Source organism: Shinella sp. (genome assembly GCF_049651085.1).
Taxonomy (GTDB): Bacteria; Pseudomonadota; Alphaproteobacteria; order Rhizobiales; family Rhizobiaceae; genus Shinella.
Genome location: NZ_JBASBL010000020.1, coordinates 149,558 through 165,229, shown reverse-complemented (window position 1 = coordinate 165,229; position 15,672 = coordinate 149,558). Strand labels below are relative to the sequence as shown.

The following is a 15,672-nucleotide window of genomic DNA, read 5'->3' as shown; positions in this document are numbered from 1 at the left end:
GATGTCGTACCGGATCAACCACGCGGCATTCCGCACCGAGCCAGAGCCCCCGCGCCGACGGCCGAAGAAGCGGAGCGACTACCTGGCGTTCCTGCATAAGCTCCCCTGCGTCGTCACGGGCCGCGCGGGCGTGCAGGCCGCGCACCTCTCCTACGCCAACGTCTTCCACGGCCATTTCGGCCGCGGCAAGGGCACCAAGGCACCGGATAGGTTCGCCCTGCCCCTCTGCCCGGAAGAACACACCGCGCAGCACACCATGAACGAACGTTCCTATTGGGAGGCCAAGGGAATCGATCCTCACGCACTGGCGAACACGCTGTTCGGCCTCTGGAACGACTACGACGAGGAAGAGGCCGTGACCTACTGCACCAACCGGATCAACCAGGGCTTGGCGATCGCCGGCCGGCTGCCGTCGAGGGATTTGAGATGACCGACCTTTCCTCACTCATCGCAGACGAGTGGCAGCCGATAGAGACGGCGCCGAAGGATAGCACGAATATCCTCGTGTGGGCTGACGGCTATGAATGGCCAGAGGTGGCTCGCTACGAACTCTACAACAATCACGACATTGAAGAGGAAGCGGGCGAGCCGGGATTCTGGCGCTACTCCGACGACCTGTTCGCCGACGTTTGCGAGATCGAAGAAGGCGAGCTTTCGCACTGGATGCCCCTGCCGGCCGCCCCAGAAGCAACAGGAGCCCCCGCCGGCCGTGCTGCTCTGGAGGAGCGAGACGATGGGTGAGGCCACCACCATGGAACAGCTTCTTCAGCTGCGGGCTGTCATGCAGATGACAAGCTTGGGCAGCAGCACGATCTACCGCAAGATCGACAAGGGCGAATTTCCGAAGCCGAGGAAGCTCGGCGATAACTGCGTTCGCTGGCGTCTTTCCGACGTACAGCATTGGATAGAACGGTTACCCGAGGCGTCGTGACCGGCGCCTTGGACCACTCAGTAACTCTTCGGCGTCTGGCGCACCCTCAAGAAGAAGATCGGCCCAGGCCTGTGACAGCTCCGCCCGACGCTTCAGATGCTTCGCGCGGTTGTAGGCACCTTCCACTTTGTCCTTTGGGACGTGCGCGAGCATAAGATCAATGACCGGCTTGTCGGCCGGGAATAGCTCATTCATTACCGAGGAAAATGTAGCCCTCCATCCGTGCGGTACATGCTTGTGGTGGAAATCCGCCCGGTTCAACAGGTAGCCGATCGCGTTCTCACTCATCGGCTTGTGACTGTGCCGGGCGTTGGGAAACACATATATCCCCTTTCCCGAAAGTGGCCGTATCGCCTCGATCACTCTCAGCGCTTGCCGACTCAGCGGCACGAGATGGTCTCTGGCCTCGTCGTCCTTGTGCATAGCTTTCAGCTTCATCCGGGACGCAGGAACTTGCCACAGTGCTTCGTCACCGCCGAGGTCGAAAACCTCGTCCCATGGCGTGTTTATCAGTGTGCCCGGCCGCAGTGCGGTCAACGCAAGGAGCCGATGGGCCAGTTTGGTAGCGGGGTGGGCCGTCTGGGCCTCCACCGCGGCGAGTACCTCCCTTGCCGCCTTCAGCGTAGTGACCGCGGGCTGGCGTCCCTTTATCAGTGGTGCCATTGCTTTCATGACGACGGCGGCAGGGTCCGCATCCGCTCTGCCAGATGCTATCGCGTAGACGAAAACCGCTGACATGCGTTGCCTGATCCGCCTCGCTGTCTCCTTGGCTCCACGCGCCTCGATCGGACGAAGCACAGCAAGTACCTCGCTCGGGGTGATGTTGCGGATCGGATCATCTCCGAGCACGGGGAATATCTCGTTCTCAAGCGAGGTGATGACATCCGAGGAGTGCCTAGACGCCCATTGCGGGCTGTTCAGCCGGTGCCACTCGGTCGCGATTTCTTTGAACGTCTCGGATTGAGAGACCTTTCCTGCCAGGCGGGAAAGCTTCTTCGCCACAGACGGATCTCGCCCAGCCTTCAATACCTCCTTTGCTTGATCCCTGAGATTGCGGGCCTCGATCAGGGTTACTTCCGGATACGCACCAAGCGACAGGAGTTTTTCTTTGCCGGAGAATCGATACTTGAGCCTCCACAGCTTGCTGCCCACAGTGCTTATGAGCAGGAACAGACCGCCGCTGTCGGATAGCTTTACGGGCTTGATGTCCGGCTTGGCTCGCCTAATCTGTGCATCGGTAAGCATCCAATACCCCCAAAACATCCAGCGCGTACCCCCTTTCGTACCCCCAAAACAAAGGGATTGGATGGGAAGGCATGGCAAGACATGGGAGGTAAAGACCACGAAATACGCGGGTTAGCAATGGTTTCGGGAAGCCATGGGAGGGATCGGGAACGCCAAATGGCGGAAGAGGTGGGATTCGAACCCACGGTACGGTCTCCCGCACGCCGGTTTTCAAGACCGGTTCCTTAAACCACTCGGACACTCTTCCATCTGATCGATAGGGTTGTGAAATCAACATTTTGCTGATTTTTTGAAAACGGCAAGTGCTACCGCTTTGCGACCCAACCATTTGATCGCTGGCTTTTTAGCAGTTTTGATTGCCGCGTCAACTTGCCCGGCAGCGTTCCGACAGGATTGCGCGTTGAAATACCGCTCCCGGCGCGGCCCTTCCAACAGTAATATTAATTCACGAACCTCTTGCGGAACACATATGGAACAGATAGTGTCTGTTCTGGATTTGTTTCACGATTCTCGATGGGGATGCCATGCTGACGCGCAAACAACAGGAACTCCTGCTGTTCATTCACGAGCGTATGAAGGAGTCCGGCATTCCCCCGTCATTCGACGAGATGAAGGATGCGCTGGATCTCGCCTCCAAATCGGGCATCCACCGGCTGATTACGGCGCTGGAGGAGCGCGGCTTCATCCGCCGCCTGCCCAACAGGGCCCGGGCGCTCGAAGTGATCAAGCTTCCCGAAGCCTATTCCACGAGCCTGCAACCGCGCCGCGGTTTTTCGCCGTCGGTTATCGAAGGCAGCCGTGGCAAGCAGCCTGCGCCGGCCGCCCCGCCGCAGCGCGTGCCGCAATCCGAGATCGCCTCCTCCGTTTCCGTGCCTGTCATGGGCCGCATCGCCGCGGGCGTTCCGATCTCCGCTATCCAGAACAACACGCATGAGATCACCGTTCCCGCAGAGATGATCGGCAGCGGCAATCACTACGCGCTGGAGGTCAAGGGCGACTCGATGATCGAGGCCGGCATTTTCGATGGCGACACCGTCATCATCCGCGATGCCAGCACCGCCAATCCCGGCGAAATCGTCGTCGCCCTTGTCGACGACGAGGAAGCCACGCTGAAGCGGTTCCGCCGCAAGGGCGCCTCTATCGCGCTTGAAGCTGCCAACCCTGCCTACGAGACCCGCATTTTCGGGCCGGACCGCGTGAAGATCCAGGGCAAGCTCGTCGGCCTCATTCGCCGCTACCACTGACCGCAGGCTCGGTCTCGAAACTGCCTGTCCGCCAGTCATAGCTGCGATGACGGGACCATGGCCGCTCAAGCGTTTCGACGGCGGGCGTGACTGTTGCATCAGTCAGTGATGTGCCGGCATTGTCACCGGCGGGCGTGATTTCGAGAGCGCCCGTTCGACGCAGATGCCGCGCCGTGACCAGTCGTGCGCCGGTACGGCAGGCATTTAGCCGCAGCGCGAAGGGGACGACAACGAGATCCGCTCCGTCACAGGCGATCCCCAGGAAGGCCGTGTCCTCAAGTGTGACGATGCGCCAGCCGCTCGGCGACACGGCGGCGCAAAACGCCCCGGTTTCGCAGACAAAGCCCGGTCCCTTACGGGCTGCTTCCAATGCCGCGGCCATGGCGGCTTTCGCCTTCTGATGATTAGCCTGCCGGCGTGGTTTTTTCCAATTGTCGGCCGCCGCTCCCTCGTTTTCCGGTTCCAGCGTCAAGCCTGTGGTCTTTCTCAGTTCCGGTTTGACGAGAGTGCCAAGCCGAAGGGCGCGGCGCCATTGATCGTAGATGAAACCCGGCGGCCGGGTGCGGTTCGCGGCAATCCGGTCGTCGCGCAGGATGGCGACGAGCCGGCCGTCTTCCGACACAAGGACCTCCGGCAACCCCTTGCTGCCAGGCCAGAAGGCAAGGCCCAGTCCGAAAAGGACAAGCAGCGTTCCGGCATGACGCAGCCGCGTGCGCAGAAGGCAGACGAGGCCACCGCCAACACCGATCAGCAGGAAGGCAGACAAGGCAATGCGGCCAGTCACGACCTCGCCCTTCCAGCCAGCAACCCAGATCGACAGCGCGATCATCCATTCGATGCCCTTGCCCATGATCGCGAATGGAACCGCATCCAGGCCGAGCGGCATCAGCAGCACCGCAATGAGCCCGAATGGCATGACGATGGTGCTGATGACCGGCATGGCGAGCAGATTGCCGGCAAGCCCGTAGGCAGGAATGCGGTGAAAATGTCCGATGGAATAGATGAGCGTCGACAATCCACCGATCAGTGAGGAAAGCAGCAGGCCGCCGACAAAGCGCCCGGCCGCGCCTGCGAAGAGTTGGAACGGCCCTCCCCGGCTCTCCTGCCTGACCGGCCGCTCCCGCCAGGCGGCGTAGCCGGCGACGAGGCCGAGCGTTGCCGCATAGGACATCTGGAAACCGGGATTGGTGACTGCGGACGGCGTGACCAGCAGGATGAGGATCGCCGAGATCGCCACATTGCGCAGGCTGATGGCGGACCGCCCGAACAGCACGGCGACGAGCATGACGCAGATCATGATCCAGGAGCGCACCGCCGAGATCGCGCCGCCCGACACGAGGATATAAAGCGTCACCATGACGAGCGCTCCGGCGGCGGCGATCTTTTTTGTCGGGTAGCGCTCGGCAAACCCCGGGATCAATGCCATCAGCATGCGCATGCCGACGAGGAACGTGCCGGCGGCGAGCACCATATTCAGCCCGGAAATGGCAAGCACATGGGCAAGCCCGGCCTGCCTGAGCGCTTCGACCGTATCGGGGCTGATCGCCCGCTGTTCGGCGGTCACCAGCGCAGCCGCAATCGCGCCGGCATCGCCATCGATGCGGCCATGAATATGCTCGGTCAGATTGTTGCGCCAGGTCGCAATTTCCTGCCGGACCCGTTCCTGAAAGCCGGCCTCGCGCACAGCGCCAGCCGTCGGCACACTGTAAAAGTAACCGACTGCGCCGTTGCCGGAAAAATATGCGTCGAACGCAAAATCGTTGAGCCCAGACAGCGCCGGGCCGGACGGAGGCCCCAGGCGCGCGCGGCCCGCTATCCCGCTGCCGATGGGGATCGGCTCATGTCGGCTGCGGGAAAGCAGCGTCACCACATCGGGCGACCGCTTCAACACGGGATCACGCGTCGTCTCCAGCGCAATGCGATAGCGGATCGCACCCTTTCCGTCCCCCTCCCGGGAGAGCACGCGGCCGCTGATCTGCGTCGTCACCGGCGCATCGAGGATGATCGTGCCGAGCCGCGCGCTTTCGAGGGCGGCAAGCAGCATGCCGACGGGAATGAGCAGGGCGGCGCCAGCGGCGATCGCCACCCAATCCCCCGCGCGCCACAGCCGCCAGGCGGGCCACGACATGGCGAGGACGAGCACAGCAAGCGTGACCAGCGGCGGATCGGTTGCTGCCGTGAACCAGAGCGCCGCGCCGATACCGAGAAAGACGGGAACGAACAGAAAGAAGTGGCCGTGCGCCCTCTCCTGCGCGAATGCCGCAGCAAATGTCTGCCGCGCCGCGAGGCGCTTGCGAAGCCGGCGGGTGGCGCGCATGATGGTGCCGGGCTCCGCCAGATGTTGCGGCGCAGCGCGACGGAGAGCCGGCAAGGCTCGGTCCTCGCCCGTCGCCTGCCAGGCAAGGGCCTCGGGCATTTCCGCCTTTTGCGCGACTTCCACTTCGGCCATGATCGCGGCCCTGCTCCGTCCCGATTGCACTATGCAATCGAACGGGGAATTCTTCAATCGGCAGTAGGCGCATGAAATGCTAAGCAAGACATAAGGGATGCGCCCTCCATAATTTGCCAAGCACCCTCAATGGTTGCTTGCAACTTGATGGAAACGGTAGATATTGCGTTGCCGGAAAGTCCATTTCCGCAATGCACAATTTGCCTTTCGTATTGCTTGGCAGGGCGCCATAAATGGGCTAGCAAAACGAGCATGTCCATGGTTGCGGCACGGGTCTCGTGCCACCATTCGAAACAACGGAGGATCGTTATGACAGGAACCAGCGCGAGCGTATCGATAGGCGACAAGACAGTCGAACTGCCGACGCGATCCGGGACGATCGGCCCCGACGTGATCGACATCGGTACGCTCTACAAGAATACGGGCACTTTCACCTACGACCCCGGCTTCACCTCCACCGCTTCGTGCGAATCGAAAATCACCTATATCGACGGTGACGAAGGCGTTCTGCTGCACCGCGGTTATCCGATCGAGCAGCTCGCCGAGCACGGCGATTTTCTCGAGGCCTGCTACCTACTGTTGTATGGCGAACTGCCGACAAAGGCCCAGAAAGACGACTTCGACTACCGGGTCACGCACCACACCATGGTGCATGAGCAGATGTCGAAATTCTTCACCGGTTTCCGCCGCGATGCGCATCCTATGGCTGTCGTGTGCGGCGTTGTCGGCGCGCTCTCGGCCTTCTACCACGACTCGACCGACATCACCGATCCGCACCAGCGCATGGTCGCCTCGCTGCGCATGATCGCCAAGATGCCGACGATCGCCGCCATGGCCTACAAGTACCATATCGGTCAGCCCTTCGTTTATCCGAAGAACGACCTCGACTATGCGTCGAACTTCCTGCGCATGTGTTTTGCCGTTCCCTGCGAAGACTATGTGGCCAATCCGGTTCTTGCTCGCGCCATGGACCGCATCTTCATCCTGCATGCGGACCACGAGCAGAATGCATCGACCTCCACCGTGCGTCTTGCCGGCTCTTCGGGTGCCAACCCGTTCGCCTGTATTGCGGCCGGCATTGCCTGCCTCTGGGGCCCGGCCCATGGCGGCGCGAACGAAGCGGCGCTCAACATGCTCGCCGAAATCGGTTCGGTCGAGCGCATTCCGGAATATGTCGCCCGCGCCAAGGACAAGAACGACCCGTTCCGTCTGATGGGCTTCGGCCACCGCGTCTACAAGAACTATGATCCGCGCGCGCGCATCATGCAGAAGACGACGCATGAGGTACTGGGCGAGCTTGGCATCAAGGACGACCCGATGCTGGAAGTGGCGATGGAACTCGAGCGCATCGCGCTGACGGACGAGTACTTCATCGAGAAGAAGCTTTATCCGAACATCGACTTCTATTCCGGCATCACGCTGAAGGCGCTCGGCTTCCCCACCACCATGTTCACGGTGCTCTTCGCACTCGCCCGCACGGTCGGATGGATCGCCCAGTGGAACGAGATGATCGAGGATCCGGAACAGCGCATCGGCCGCCCGCGCCAGCTCTATGTCGGCGCCCCGAAGCGCGACTACGTCCCGGTCTCCAAGCGCTGATCTCAGCAGGACCACAAGAAATAAGCCCGGTCAGTTACGACCGGGCTTTTTTTTGGCGAGAAGATCGAGGATCACGGCCGCGCCGGTCTCGCCCGGCGGGCGATCGGTCTGCATCGCGTCATGGACGAGATCGTAGCCTTCCAGCATGGCACGGCGCTGCGCCGTGTCGCTCGAATGCCGCTCGAACCAGCGCGTCAAGGTGCCGGGGCGCACCTGTTCGTTGAGATATTCAGGCACAACGCCGTAATCTACGATCAGATTGGGGATCGCCGCCGTCCAGACCTTTATCCTGCGAAGGAAAAGGTTCGCCAGCCAGTCGAAGCGATATGTCGAGGCGACCGGCACGCGGGCAAGCGCCAGCTCGAGGATCACCGTACCGGAGGCGGCAATGGCGGCATCCGCCTCGGCAAACGCCCGCCACTTGTCCTCGGAAGAGACCGTAATTTCCGGCTTCACGGCCCAGTCCGCCGTCAGTCGCCGCACAAGCGTTTCCTGCCGCGATACGGTTGGCAGCAGAAAACGCATGCCCGGATGGCGCGCGGAAAGCTCCTTCACCGTCTCGCCGAAAATCGGCAACAGGCGGTTGATCTCCGTGCTGCGCGAGCCGGGGAGCAGCAGGCAGAGGCGTTCGCCCGCATCCCGATCCGCGCGGGAAAGCCGCAAGGCACGCACGCGCTGGATATCGGGATCGCCGATCAGCCGATGGCCGACATAGGTGGTCTTCGGGCCGCCGAGACGCTCCATCACCGCCGGCTCGAAGGGCAGCAAGGCAAGGACATGGTCGACATAGGCGCGCATGCGCGGCGCGCGCTCTTCCTTCCACGCCCAGACACTGGGGCAGACGTAGTTGACCACCGGCAGATCCGGCAGCGCCTTTCGCACGCGCCTGGCGACGCGATGGGTGAAATCCGGGCTGTCGATGATAAGCAGAACGTCCGGCCGCGCAGCGATCAGGGCATCGGCCGTCTGACGAATGCGGCGCAGCAGCGATGGCAGGCGCTTCAGCACCTGGGAAATACCCATGATGGACAGCTCGGAAAAATCGAACAGGGAAATGAGCCCCTGCCGCTCCAGCGCCTCACCGCCGACGCCGACAAGTTCGATCCCGCCCGGATAGGCAACACGCAGCGCCGCGACAAGATCGCCGCCAAGCAGGTCGCCGGAGACTTCGCCGGCAATGACACCGATCTTGATCGTCTCGCCCGTCATTAGGTTTTCTCCGCTCTTTCCGGCAGGATCCCGGTCACGAAAAGCCCGTCCGCATTGGCCTCCGCAACCAGCGCATCGCGCTCCAGCACCAGCGAGCGGCCCGCCTCCACGGCGATACCGGCAAGCCCGGCCGCTTTCGCGCGGCGCAAGGTTTCCACGCCGATCGACGGCAGGTCGGCGCGCAGATCCTGGCCCGGCTTGCAGAGTTTTACCAGTACGCCCTTGCGACGCTGGGAAATGCGGCCGGAGATGCGGAGCGCGGCAACACGCTCCAGCATGCCATCCGTGCCTTCCGCGCCCTCCAGCGCCACCACGCGTCCGCCGACGGCGACAGCGCCCTGCCCCACATCCAGCCGGCCGAGCGCCAGGGCGACGGCAGCGGCGGCGGCGATGTCGGCTTCGGCGGCGGTATCCGGCTTTACGGAGCCAAGCGGCCCCTCGGTGCCGAGCAAATCCGGCACGATTTCATGGGCGCCGACCACGCGCACGCCTTCCGCCTCGATGAGGCGGATAACCATCCTCAAAACGGTGTCGTCGCCGCCCTTGAGCAAGGTTCGCACAACGGAGGGAACGGCCAGCAGGGCCTTGAAGGGGGCGTGGATATCGCGCCATTCCGGCCGGCGTCGCACCCAGCCGGAAAGCACCGCGCGGCCGATGTCATGCTTGCGAAAGGCAGCGCCGATGCCGGCATAGTTTCCGATGGAGATGATTTCGTGGTCGAAGCCCGCCCAGTCCTCCGCGGACTCATCCCGCAGCGAGAGAATATAGGGGCTTTCGCCGCGCGCGCGGGCAGCTTCGGCGACATAGCGCGGCAGCAAGCCGCCGCCGGCGATGATGGCCAGCCGGTCATGTGCTCCGTGCCGGCCCTCCGTCATCGGGCTCAGCCCTTGCCCCGGTTCGGGGAGGACAGGGCGCGGTCGCTATCGGCAGCAATGAAATCAAGGATATGCATGACAGGAACGCTGTCGGCATATTGCTCACGGATCGCCGCCGCATTGGCGCGGACGGAACCCTCGCCCTCGAAGATCTGCTTGAAGGCGCGGCGGACCTGATGGATCGACGCCTTCTCAATACCGGCGCGGGCCATGCCGACGACGTTGAGGCCGCCGAGAATACCGGGATTACCGTTCAGCATGCCATAGGGAATGACGTCGTAGGACACCGCCGAAAGACCGCCGATAAAGGCATGGCGACCGATACGGGTGAACTGGTGCACCGCCGATCCGCCGCCGAGGATGACACGGTCCTCGACCTTCACATGGCCGGCGAGCATGACATTGTTCGACAGGATGATGTGATCGGCGAGGATGCAGTCATGCGCGACGTGCGAATTGGCAAGGAAGAGGTTGTGGTTGCCGACGACGGTCTTGCCGCCGCCCTCGGTCGTGCCGGTGTTCATCGTCACGCCTTCGCGGATCACACACATTTCACCGATGTCGAGCGTCGTCTCGGCGCCGTCGTGACTGACGCTCTGGGGCTCGCCGCCGATGACGGCATTGGCGAAAATGCGGGTTCCGCGGCCGATGACCGTGCGGCCGGTGACGACCACATGGGTCAGAAGCTCCACGCCATCATGAAGAACGACCTTGGGCCCGACATGGCAGAAGGGACCAACGACAACGTTCTCACCGATGATCGCCCCGTCCTCGATGACGGAGAGCGGGTGAATCTTCGCAGTGGCGGCAATCATTTTCAGGCGTCTTCCTTTTTCACGATCATCGCGCCGATATCAGCTTCGGCGACAAGTTGCCCATCAACTTTTGCGTCGCAGTGAAACTTCCAGATATTGCCACGCTGCTTCTGCTTCGTGACATGGAATTCCACGCGGTCGCCGGGCACGACAGGCTTGCGGAAGCGAGCATTGTCGATCGTCATGAAATAGACGAGGTTAGACCCCGTACCGGCCTTTCGGGCGCAGATCGCGCCGGCCGTCTGCGCCATGCCTTCGACGAGCAAAACGCCGGGCATGATCGGATGATCGGGAAAGTGCCCCATGAAGTGCGGCTCGTTCACCGTCACGTTCTTGATGCCAATCGCGGACTGGTCACCGTCAATCTCGATGATCTTATCGACCATCAGGAAGGGATAGCGGTGGGGAAGAAGCGTCAGGAGTTCACGCAGGTCAGCTACACCGAGCGTCGCCTTGGTTTCTTCACTCATCTTTGCCGCCTTTCTTCTGGACTCGAGTACCGGAGCGCATGACGATTTCCGCCATGTCGCGTAGAAAATCGCGCATCGGGCGCGCGGGAATGCCGCCGTATTTTTCGCCGGCCGGAATGTCGGAAACGACACCGCTCATTGCAGCGATCTGTACGCCGTCGCCGATGGTGATATGGCCGTTGACGCCGGATGCACCGCCGATCATCACCCCGTCACCGATCCGCGTGCTACCGGCAATGCCGACCTTGCTGACGATGCCGCAATGGCGGCCGATGCGCACGTTGTGACCAACCTGGACCTGATTGTCGATCTTGGTCCCCTCGCCGATCACCGTGTCGTCCATCGTGCCGCGATCGATCGTCGTGTTCGCACCGATCTCCACATCATCCTGAATGATGACACGGCCGATCTGCACGATCTTGATCATGCCCGGCTTGGGGCCAGGTGCATAACCGAAGCCGTCCTGACCGATGCGTGCGCCGGGATGGATGATGACATTGTTGCCGATCAGCGCATATTGCACCGTCGCCCCTGCGGCGATCGTGCAGTTGCGGCCGATCCGGCAATCCGCGCCGATGACGGCGCCGGAACCGATATGCGTGCCCTCGCCGATCTCCGCACCCTTGCCGATCACGGCCATGGGCTCGATGACGACGCCGGGCTCGACGCGCGCCTCAGGATCGACATAGGCGCCCGGCGCGATGCCGCTGGCGGCGGAAGTCATCGTTTCCGGCCGCATGGCCGAGGGATGCAGCAAGGCGCCGGCAAGCGCGAAAGCGGTATGCGGACGCCGGGAAAGCAGCACGGCGATATGGCCCGGCACCAGCGCAGCCAGAGCCGCATCGCACAGGATTGCGGTCGCCTGACTGGTTTCCAGCTCGGCCTTCATCTTGCGGGAAAGGATGTAACAGATATCGCCGTCTTTCGCCCGGTTTACGGGCGAAACGCTGCGCACGATACGATCGGCATGCGCAGCATCGGCAAGCTCCGCCCCAAGCGCTACCGCCAGGTCACCCAGACGGATCCCGTCATGGGGCGGAAAAAACCAGTTATGCTCCATCGGCACGACTCCAGAACGTCTATGTTCTCGCAGTTCTGGACAAAATGCCTCAGAACTGGGTTGCGATACCGAACTTGAAGCGCTGAACCTCGTCGAACGATTCCTTCTTGATAGGAACCGCATAGTCGAACCGCAGCGGACCGAACGGCGACGCCCAGATGATGCTGGCGCCGACGGATGCACGAAGGCTCATGCTCGTGCCCTGGACATTGTCCGCAGCAACGGTCGCGACATCATTGCCGTAGAGCGTGCCGGCATCGACGAACACCGCACCGCGGAAGCCCGAGTCACGCGGCAGCATCGGCAGCGGGAACGAGGCTTCGGCAGAAGCCGTGAAATAGGTCTCGCCACCAAGCGAGTCGCCCGTCGACGTCGCCCGCGGGCCGATGCCGTGGGACTCGAAGCCGCGAAGCTCGGATGCCGACAGCGTAAACTGGTCGAAGACCTTCGTTTCGCCGCCCGTGCCCCACATGTGACCACCGCTGACGGAGAGCGAGCCGATCACGTCCGCATCGTCGAGAATCGTGTGGAAGTACCGCGCCTTGCCCGAGATCTTGTAGAAGTCGGAATCCCCGCCCAGGCCGGCGAATTCCTGGGTAATCTGCGCAAAGATACCCTCGCGCGGCATCGTGCGGTCATCGATCGTATCATAGGTCAGGCTATGCGAGATCGACGAACGCACCCAGGGGCCGTTGTTGACGACGTCCTGATACGGCGAGGACAGCTTGGAAAGATCGCTCGAGTTGTAGTCGAGACGCGTGTAGTTGTAACGGAACGTCGTCGACAGGTCTTCGGTGATCGGTGCGGTCACACGCAGGCTGAAGCCCTTCGAGTTGACCGAGTAGAAGTCCTCGCTCTTGTCCTCGTTGCTGAAGACGTCAAAACCGGCCGCAAGACGGTAGCCGAGGAAGTAGGGCTCCGTGAAGGACAGGTTGTAGTCGCGGGAATCCCTGCCGCCGCCTGCCGCCAGGCGAATATACTGGCCGCGACCGAGGAAGTTCTTCTCTTCGATGGATGCTTCGAGCTTGAAGCCGCCGCCATTGCCGGTCTCGTAACCGCCGCCGATACCGAAGGAGCCGGTCGACTGGTCCTGAACATCGACAACCAGAACAACGCGGTCAGACTGGCTGCCCGGGGCGGTCGTGATGTTGACGGACGTGAAATATCCAAGAGCCTCAAGGCGGCGCTTGGCGCGCGCAATGACTTCCTGGTTGAATGCATCGCCTTCGCCGATATCGAACTCGCGACGGATGACATAGTCCCGGGTACGGGTGTTGCCGCGGATTTCGATCCGCTCGACATAGGCGCGCTCGCCCTGATCGACCAGATAGTCGACGGCGATCGTGCCATTGCCAAGGTCGCGGTTGCCGCGCGGCGTAACGCGAGCGAAGGGATAGCCCTTTGCTGCGACGCGCTGCGAAATCTCGGACATGGTCTCCTGCACGTCCTTCGCACGGTAGACCTTGCCGGGGCGCGATTCGATCAAGCCCTGCAATTCTTCGGCTTCGACGCCTTCGACAGTCGATTCGACGTTCACATTGCCGAAGTCGTAACGCTGGCCTTCTTCCACCGTGAAGGTGACGACATATTCGTTCGAGGCTTCATCGAGAACCGCTTCCGAGGAAATGACGCGGAAGTCGGCATAGCCACGGTTGAAGTAGAACTCGCGCAGCACCTCTTCGTCGGCGCGCAGCTTATCCTCGTTATAGACGTCCTTGCGGGTCAGGAACGAGAGGAAGTTCGACTTCTTGGTCATGATGACGGAACGAAGGCGGCTGTTGCTGTAAGCCTCGTTACCGACAAAATTGATCTGCGAGATCTTCGTGCGATCGCCTTCGTCCACGACAAAGGCAAGGTTCACGCGACCGTTGCCGAGCGGATAGGTCTGCGTGGTGACGTTGGCGTCGCTGCGGCCGATCGCGGCATAGGCGTCGCGGATAGCCTGCTTGTCGGCTTCGATCGACGTCTCGCTGAACGGGCCGTTCGAGCGCGAACGCAGCACGTTCTGCAGCTTGTCGTCCTTGATCTTGCGGTTGCCGTTGATGACAACTTCGTTGATCAGCTGGTTTTCGTTGACGACGACGACAAGTGCGCCGCCGGCCACTGAAATCTTGACGTCGGAGAAATAGCCGGTCGCGTAGAGGCGGCGTACCGACTCATCGATGTCAGCGTTGGAAAAATTCTTGCCGGGAGCAATCGAGATATTCGCCTTGACCGTATCTGCGCTGACGCGATCTGCGCCCCGCACCTGGATACTGCGCACGACGGCAGCTTCAGCCCCGGTGGCGGAGACAAGCGTGGCAACAGAGCCGCCCGTGACAACCATACTCGCCGACAATGCAACGGCAGACACGGCGTTCAAAAAGTTTGAACCAGCTTTCATGTTCACTACTTACCTTCGTTATATCGCCCGGCAGGCATGCCCGATTCCGGTCACGTTTGCCGTTTTAACCGCTTTTGCCATCTAAGCAAGGTCACGCGTTAATTTCTGTTTACTTCAAATGAAACCGTGGCCTCATGGCCACTACCTCTTTTTCATCACGGTAAACAGACCGTTAGCATGACCGTCTCTCGGCTGCGGCTCCCCTTAATCAATTTGCTGCCGCTCGGCTGAGCTGCCTCAACTGAGAAGCATGGAAATATCGTTCCAGGTCGCAAAAACCATCAACATCAGCACCAGCGCCATGCCGATGCGAAATGCGATCTCCTGCGCCCCGGGCCCGACAGGCCTGCCCCGAACAGCCTCCACCGCATAGAACATCAAGTGGCCGCCATCAAGTACCGGAACGGGCATCAGGTTCAAAAGTCCAATGGAAACAGAAAGTACGGCGGCCAGCTGCAGCAATGCGGCAACACCGAGCGTCGCCATCTGGCCCGAAGCCTGCGCCACACGGATCGGCCCGCCCAGTTGGTCCGCCTTCATGCGGCCCGTGACGAGATTCGCCAGATAATCGAACGTGCCCGTCACGATATGCCAGCTCTGCACCACGCCCTGCCCTACGGCTTCCAGCGGACCGTATTCCACGACGCGGAAATTGCCTGTTTCCTGGCTGGTGACGATGCCGATCTGGCCAAGTTCGATCTTGTTGCCGAACTGGTCCGTGATCTCGGTGCGCTTGGGCACCACGGGAAGGTCCAGGTCGGCGCCGTCGCGGCGCACGGTCACGGTGATCTTGAGTTCCGGGCGAACGCTCACATACCGGCGAACATCGTCGAACGTCACGACCGGGTTTCCGTCAAGCGCCAGCAGAAGGTCGCCCGGGCGCACGCCCGCTTCTTCCGCCGCGCTGTCCGGGCGGACTTCCGCAACGACCGGATCCGCGATCTGGCGGCCATAGATGGAGAACATCACGGCGAAAATGGCGATGGCCAGCAGGAAATTGGCGATGGGGCCGGCGGCGACGGTGATCGCTCTTTTCCACAGGGCGGCGCCCAGGAAGGTGCGCTCGCGCACGCCCTCGGGCAGCGCGGCAACGGCCTTGTAGTCGGGGGTCGAGGCCGGGTCGTCGTCGCCGAGGAACTTCACATAGCCGCCGAGCGGAATTGCGGAGAGCTTCCAGCGCGTGCCGTGCCGGTCGGTGAACCCCAGCAGCTCCGGGCCGAACCCGACGGAAAAGGCCGTGATCCCGATGCCCGACCAGCGTCCGGCAAGATAGTGGCCCATCTCATGCACGAAGACGATCAGCGTCAGCACGATCAGGAAGGGAACGATATACCCCGTCAAGAAGCCGACGGAGCCTGCCAGCATATCCATATTTCCAGTCCCCAGTCTTTC

At 61.9% G+C, this 15,672-nt stretch carries 15 protein-coding genes and 1 tRNA gene; 6 read left to right on the top strand and 10 right to left on the bottom strand.

What is annotated here, in order from left to right:
* Position 1: 1 nt before the first annotated feature.
* From WA950_RS12280 to WA950_RS12270, 3 genes are read left to right on the top strand one after another with little or no spacing between them, the layout of a single operon-like run.
* Positions 2–430: a DUF968 domain-containing protein gene (locus tag WA950_RS12280; protein WP_424551982.1), complete on the top strand. Its 429-nt coding sequence runs from the start codon at positions 2–4 to the stop codon at positions 428–430.
* Positions 427–741, top strand: coding sequence for a DUF551 domain-containing protein (locus tag WA950_RS12275; RefSeq protein ID WP_424551981.1), 315 nt, complete (start codon positions 427–429; stop codon positions 739–741). Before WA950_RS12280 ends, WA950_RS12275 begins: the two co-directional genes overlap by 4 nt.
* Positions 734–931 (top strand): helix-turn-helix transcriptional regulator, encoded by a 198-nt coding sequence (locus WA950_RS12270; protein WP_424551980.1) that lies wholly within the window; start codon positions 734–736, stop codon positions 929–931. Before WA950_RS12275 ends, WA950_RS12270 begins: the two co-directional genes overlap by 8 nt.
* Here the strand turns inward: WA950_RS12270 and WA950_RS12265 are convergent.
* Positions 914–2,176 (bottom strand): tyrosine-type recombinase/integrase, encoded by a 1,263-nt coding sequence (locus WA950_RS12265; RefSeq protein ID WP_424551979.1) that lies wholly within the window; start codon positions 2,174–2,176, stop codon positions 914–916. The two genes, WA950_RS12270 and WA950_RS12265, sit on opposite strands and share 18 nt — an antisense overlap.
* Before the next feature lie 157 nt (positions 2,177–2,333).
* Positions 2,334–2,423 (bottom strand) — tRNA-Ser (locus WA950_RS12260).
* Between the two features lie 277 nt (positions 2,424–2,700).
* Here WA950_RS12260 and lexA point away from each other — a divergent pair.
* Entirely contained in the window at positions 2,701–3,420 is a 720-nt protein-coding gene (gene lexA / locus WA950_RS12255; RefSeq protein WP_424551978.1) for a transcriptional repressor LexA, read from the top strand.
* On the opposite strand, the gene WA950_RS12250 is transcribed toward lexA, so the two are convergent.
* A complete protein-coding gene (locus WA950_RS12250; RefSeq protein WP_424551977.1) occupies positions 3,401–5,869 on the bottom strand; it encodes a ComEC/Rec2 family competence protein in 2,469 nt (822 codons plus the stop codon). The two genes, lexA and WA950_RS12250, sit on opposite strands and share 20 nt — an antisense overlap.
* A 309-nt stretch (positions 5,870–6,178) precedes the next feature.
* Here WA950_RS12250 and gltA point away from each other — a divergent pair, with 309 nt between their 5' ends.
* Complete coding sequence (gene gltA, locus WA950_RS12245) at positions 6,179–7,468, top strand: citrate synthase (protein WP_424551976.1); 1,290 nt, start codon at positions 6,179–6,181, stop codon at positions 7,466–7,468.
* Positions 7,469–7,498: 30 nt separating this feature from the next.
* On the opposite strand, the gene lpxB is transcribed toward gltA, so the two are convergent.
* Genes lpxB through bamA form a run of 6 tightly spaced genes read right to left on the bottom strand, consistent with a single transcriptional unit; the run spans position 7,499 to position 14,223 of the window.
* Entirely contained in the window at positions 7,499–8,677 is a 1,179-nt protein-coding gene (gene lpxB, locus WA950_RS12240; RefSeq protein ID WP_424551975.1) for a lipid-A-disaccharide synthase, read from the bottom strand.
* Positions 8,677–9,552: an LpxI family protein gene (locus WA950_RS12235; protein ID WP_424551974.1), complete on the bottom strand. Its 876-nt coding sequence runs from the start codon at positions 9,550–9,552 to the stop codon at positions 8,677–8,679. Before WA950_RS12235 ends, lpxB begins: the two co-directional genes overlap by 1 nt.
* 5 nt (positions 9,553–9,557) lie before the next feature.
* The gene (lpxA, locus tag WA950_RS12230; protein ID WP_424551973.1) at positions 9,558–10,367 is read right to left on the bottom strand and encodes an acyl-ACP--UDP-N-acetylglucosamine O-acyltransferase; all 810 of its coding nucleotides are present in this window, start codon (positions 10,365–10,367) and stop codon (positions 9,558–9,560) included.
* Between the two features lie 2 nt (positions 10,368–10,369).
* The gene (gene fabZ, locus WA950_RS12225) at positions 10,370–10,837 is read right to left on the bottom strand and encodes a 3-hydroxyacyl-ACP dehydratase FabZ (protein ID WP_424551972.1); all 468 of its coding nucleotides are present in this window, start codon (positions 10,835–10,837) and stop codon (positions 10,370–10,372) included.
* Complete coding sequence (gene lpxD / locus WA950_RS12220; protein WP_424551971.1) at positions 10,830–11,897, bottom strand: UDP-3-O-(3-hydroxymyristoyl)glucosamine N-acyltransferase; 1,068 nt, start codon at positions 11,895–11,897, stop codon at positions 10,830–10,832. Before lpxD ends, fabZ begins: the two co-directional genes overlap by 8 nt.
* A gap of 49 nt (positions 11,898–11,946) precedes the next feature.
* A complete protein-coding gene (bamA, locus tag WA950_RS12215) occupies positions 11,947–14,223 on the bottom strand; it encodes an outer membrane protein assembly factor BamA (RefSeq protein WP_424551970.1) in 2,277 nt (758 codons plus the stop codon).
* Here bamA and WA950_RS12210 point away from each other — a divergent pair.
* A complete protein-coding gene (locus tag WA950_RS12210; RefSeq protein WP_424552048.1) occupies positions 14,195–14,365 on the top strand; it encodes a hypothetical protein in 171 nt (56 codons plus the stop codon). The genes bamA and WA950_RS12210 overlap by 29 nt on opposite strands.
* 152 nt (positions 14,366–14,517) lie before the next feature.
* Here the strand turns inward: WA950_RS12210 and rseP are convergent, their stop codons facing one another.
* Entirely contained in the window at positions 14,518–15,651 is a 1,134-nt protein-coding gene (rseP, locus tag WA950_RS12205; RefSeq protein WP_424551969.1) for an RIP metalloprotease RseP, read from the bottom strand.
* Positions 15,652–15,672: the final 21 nt, after the last annotated feature.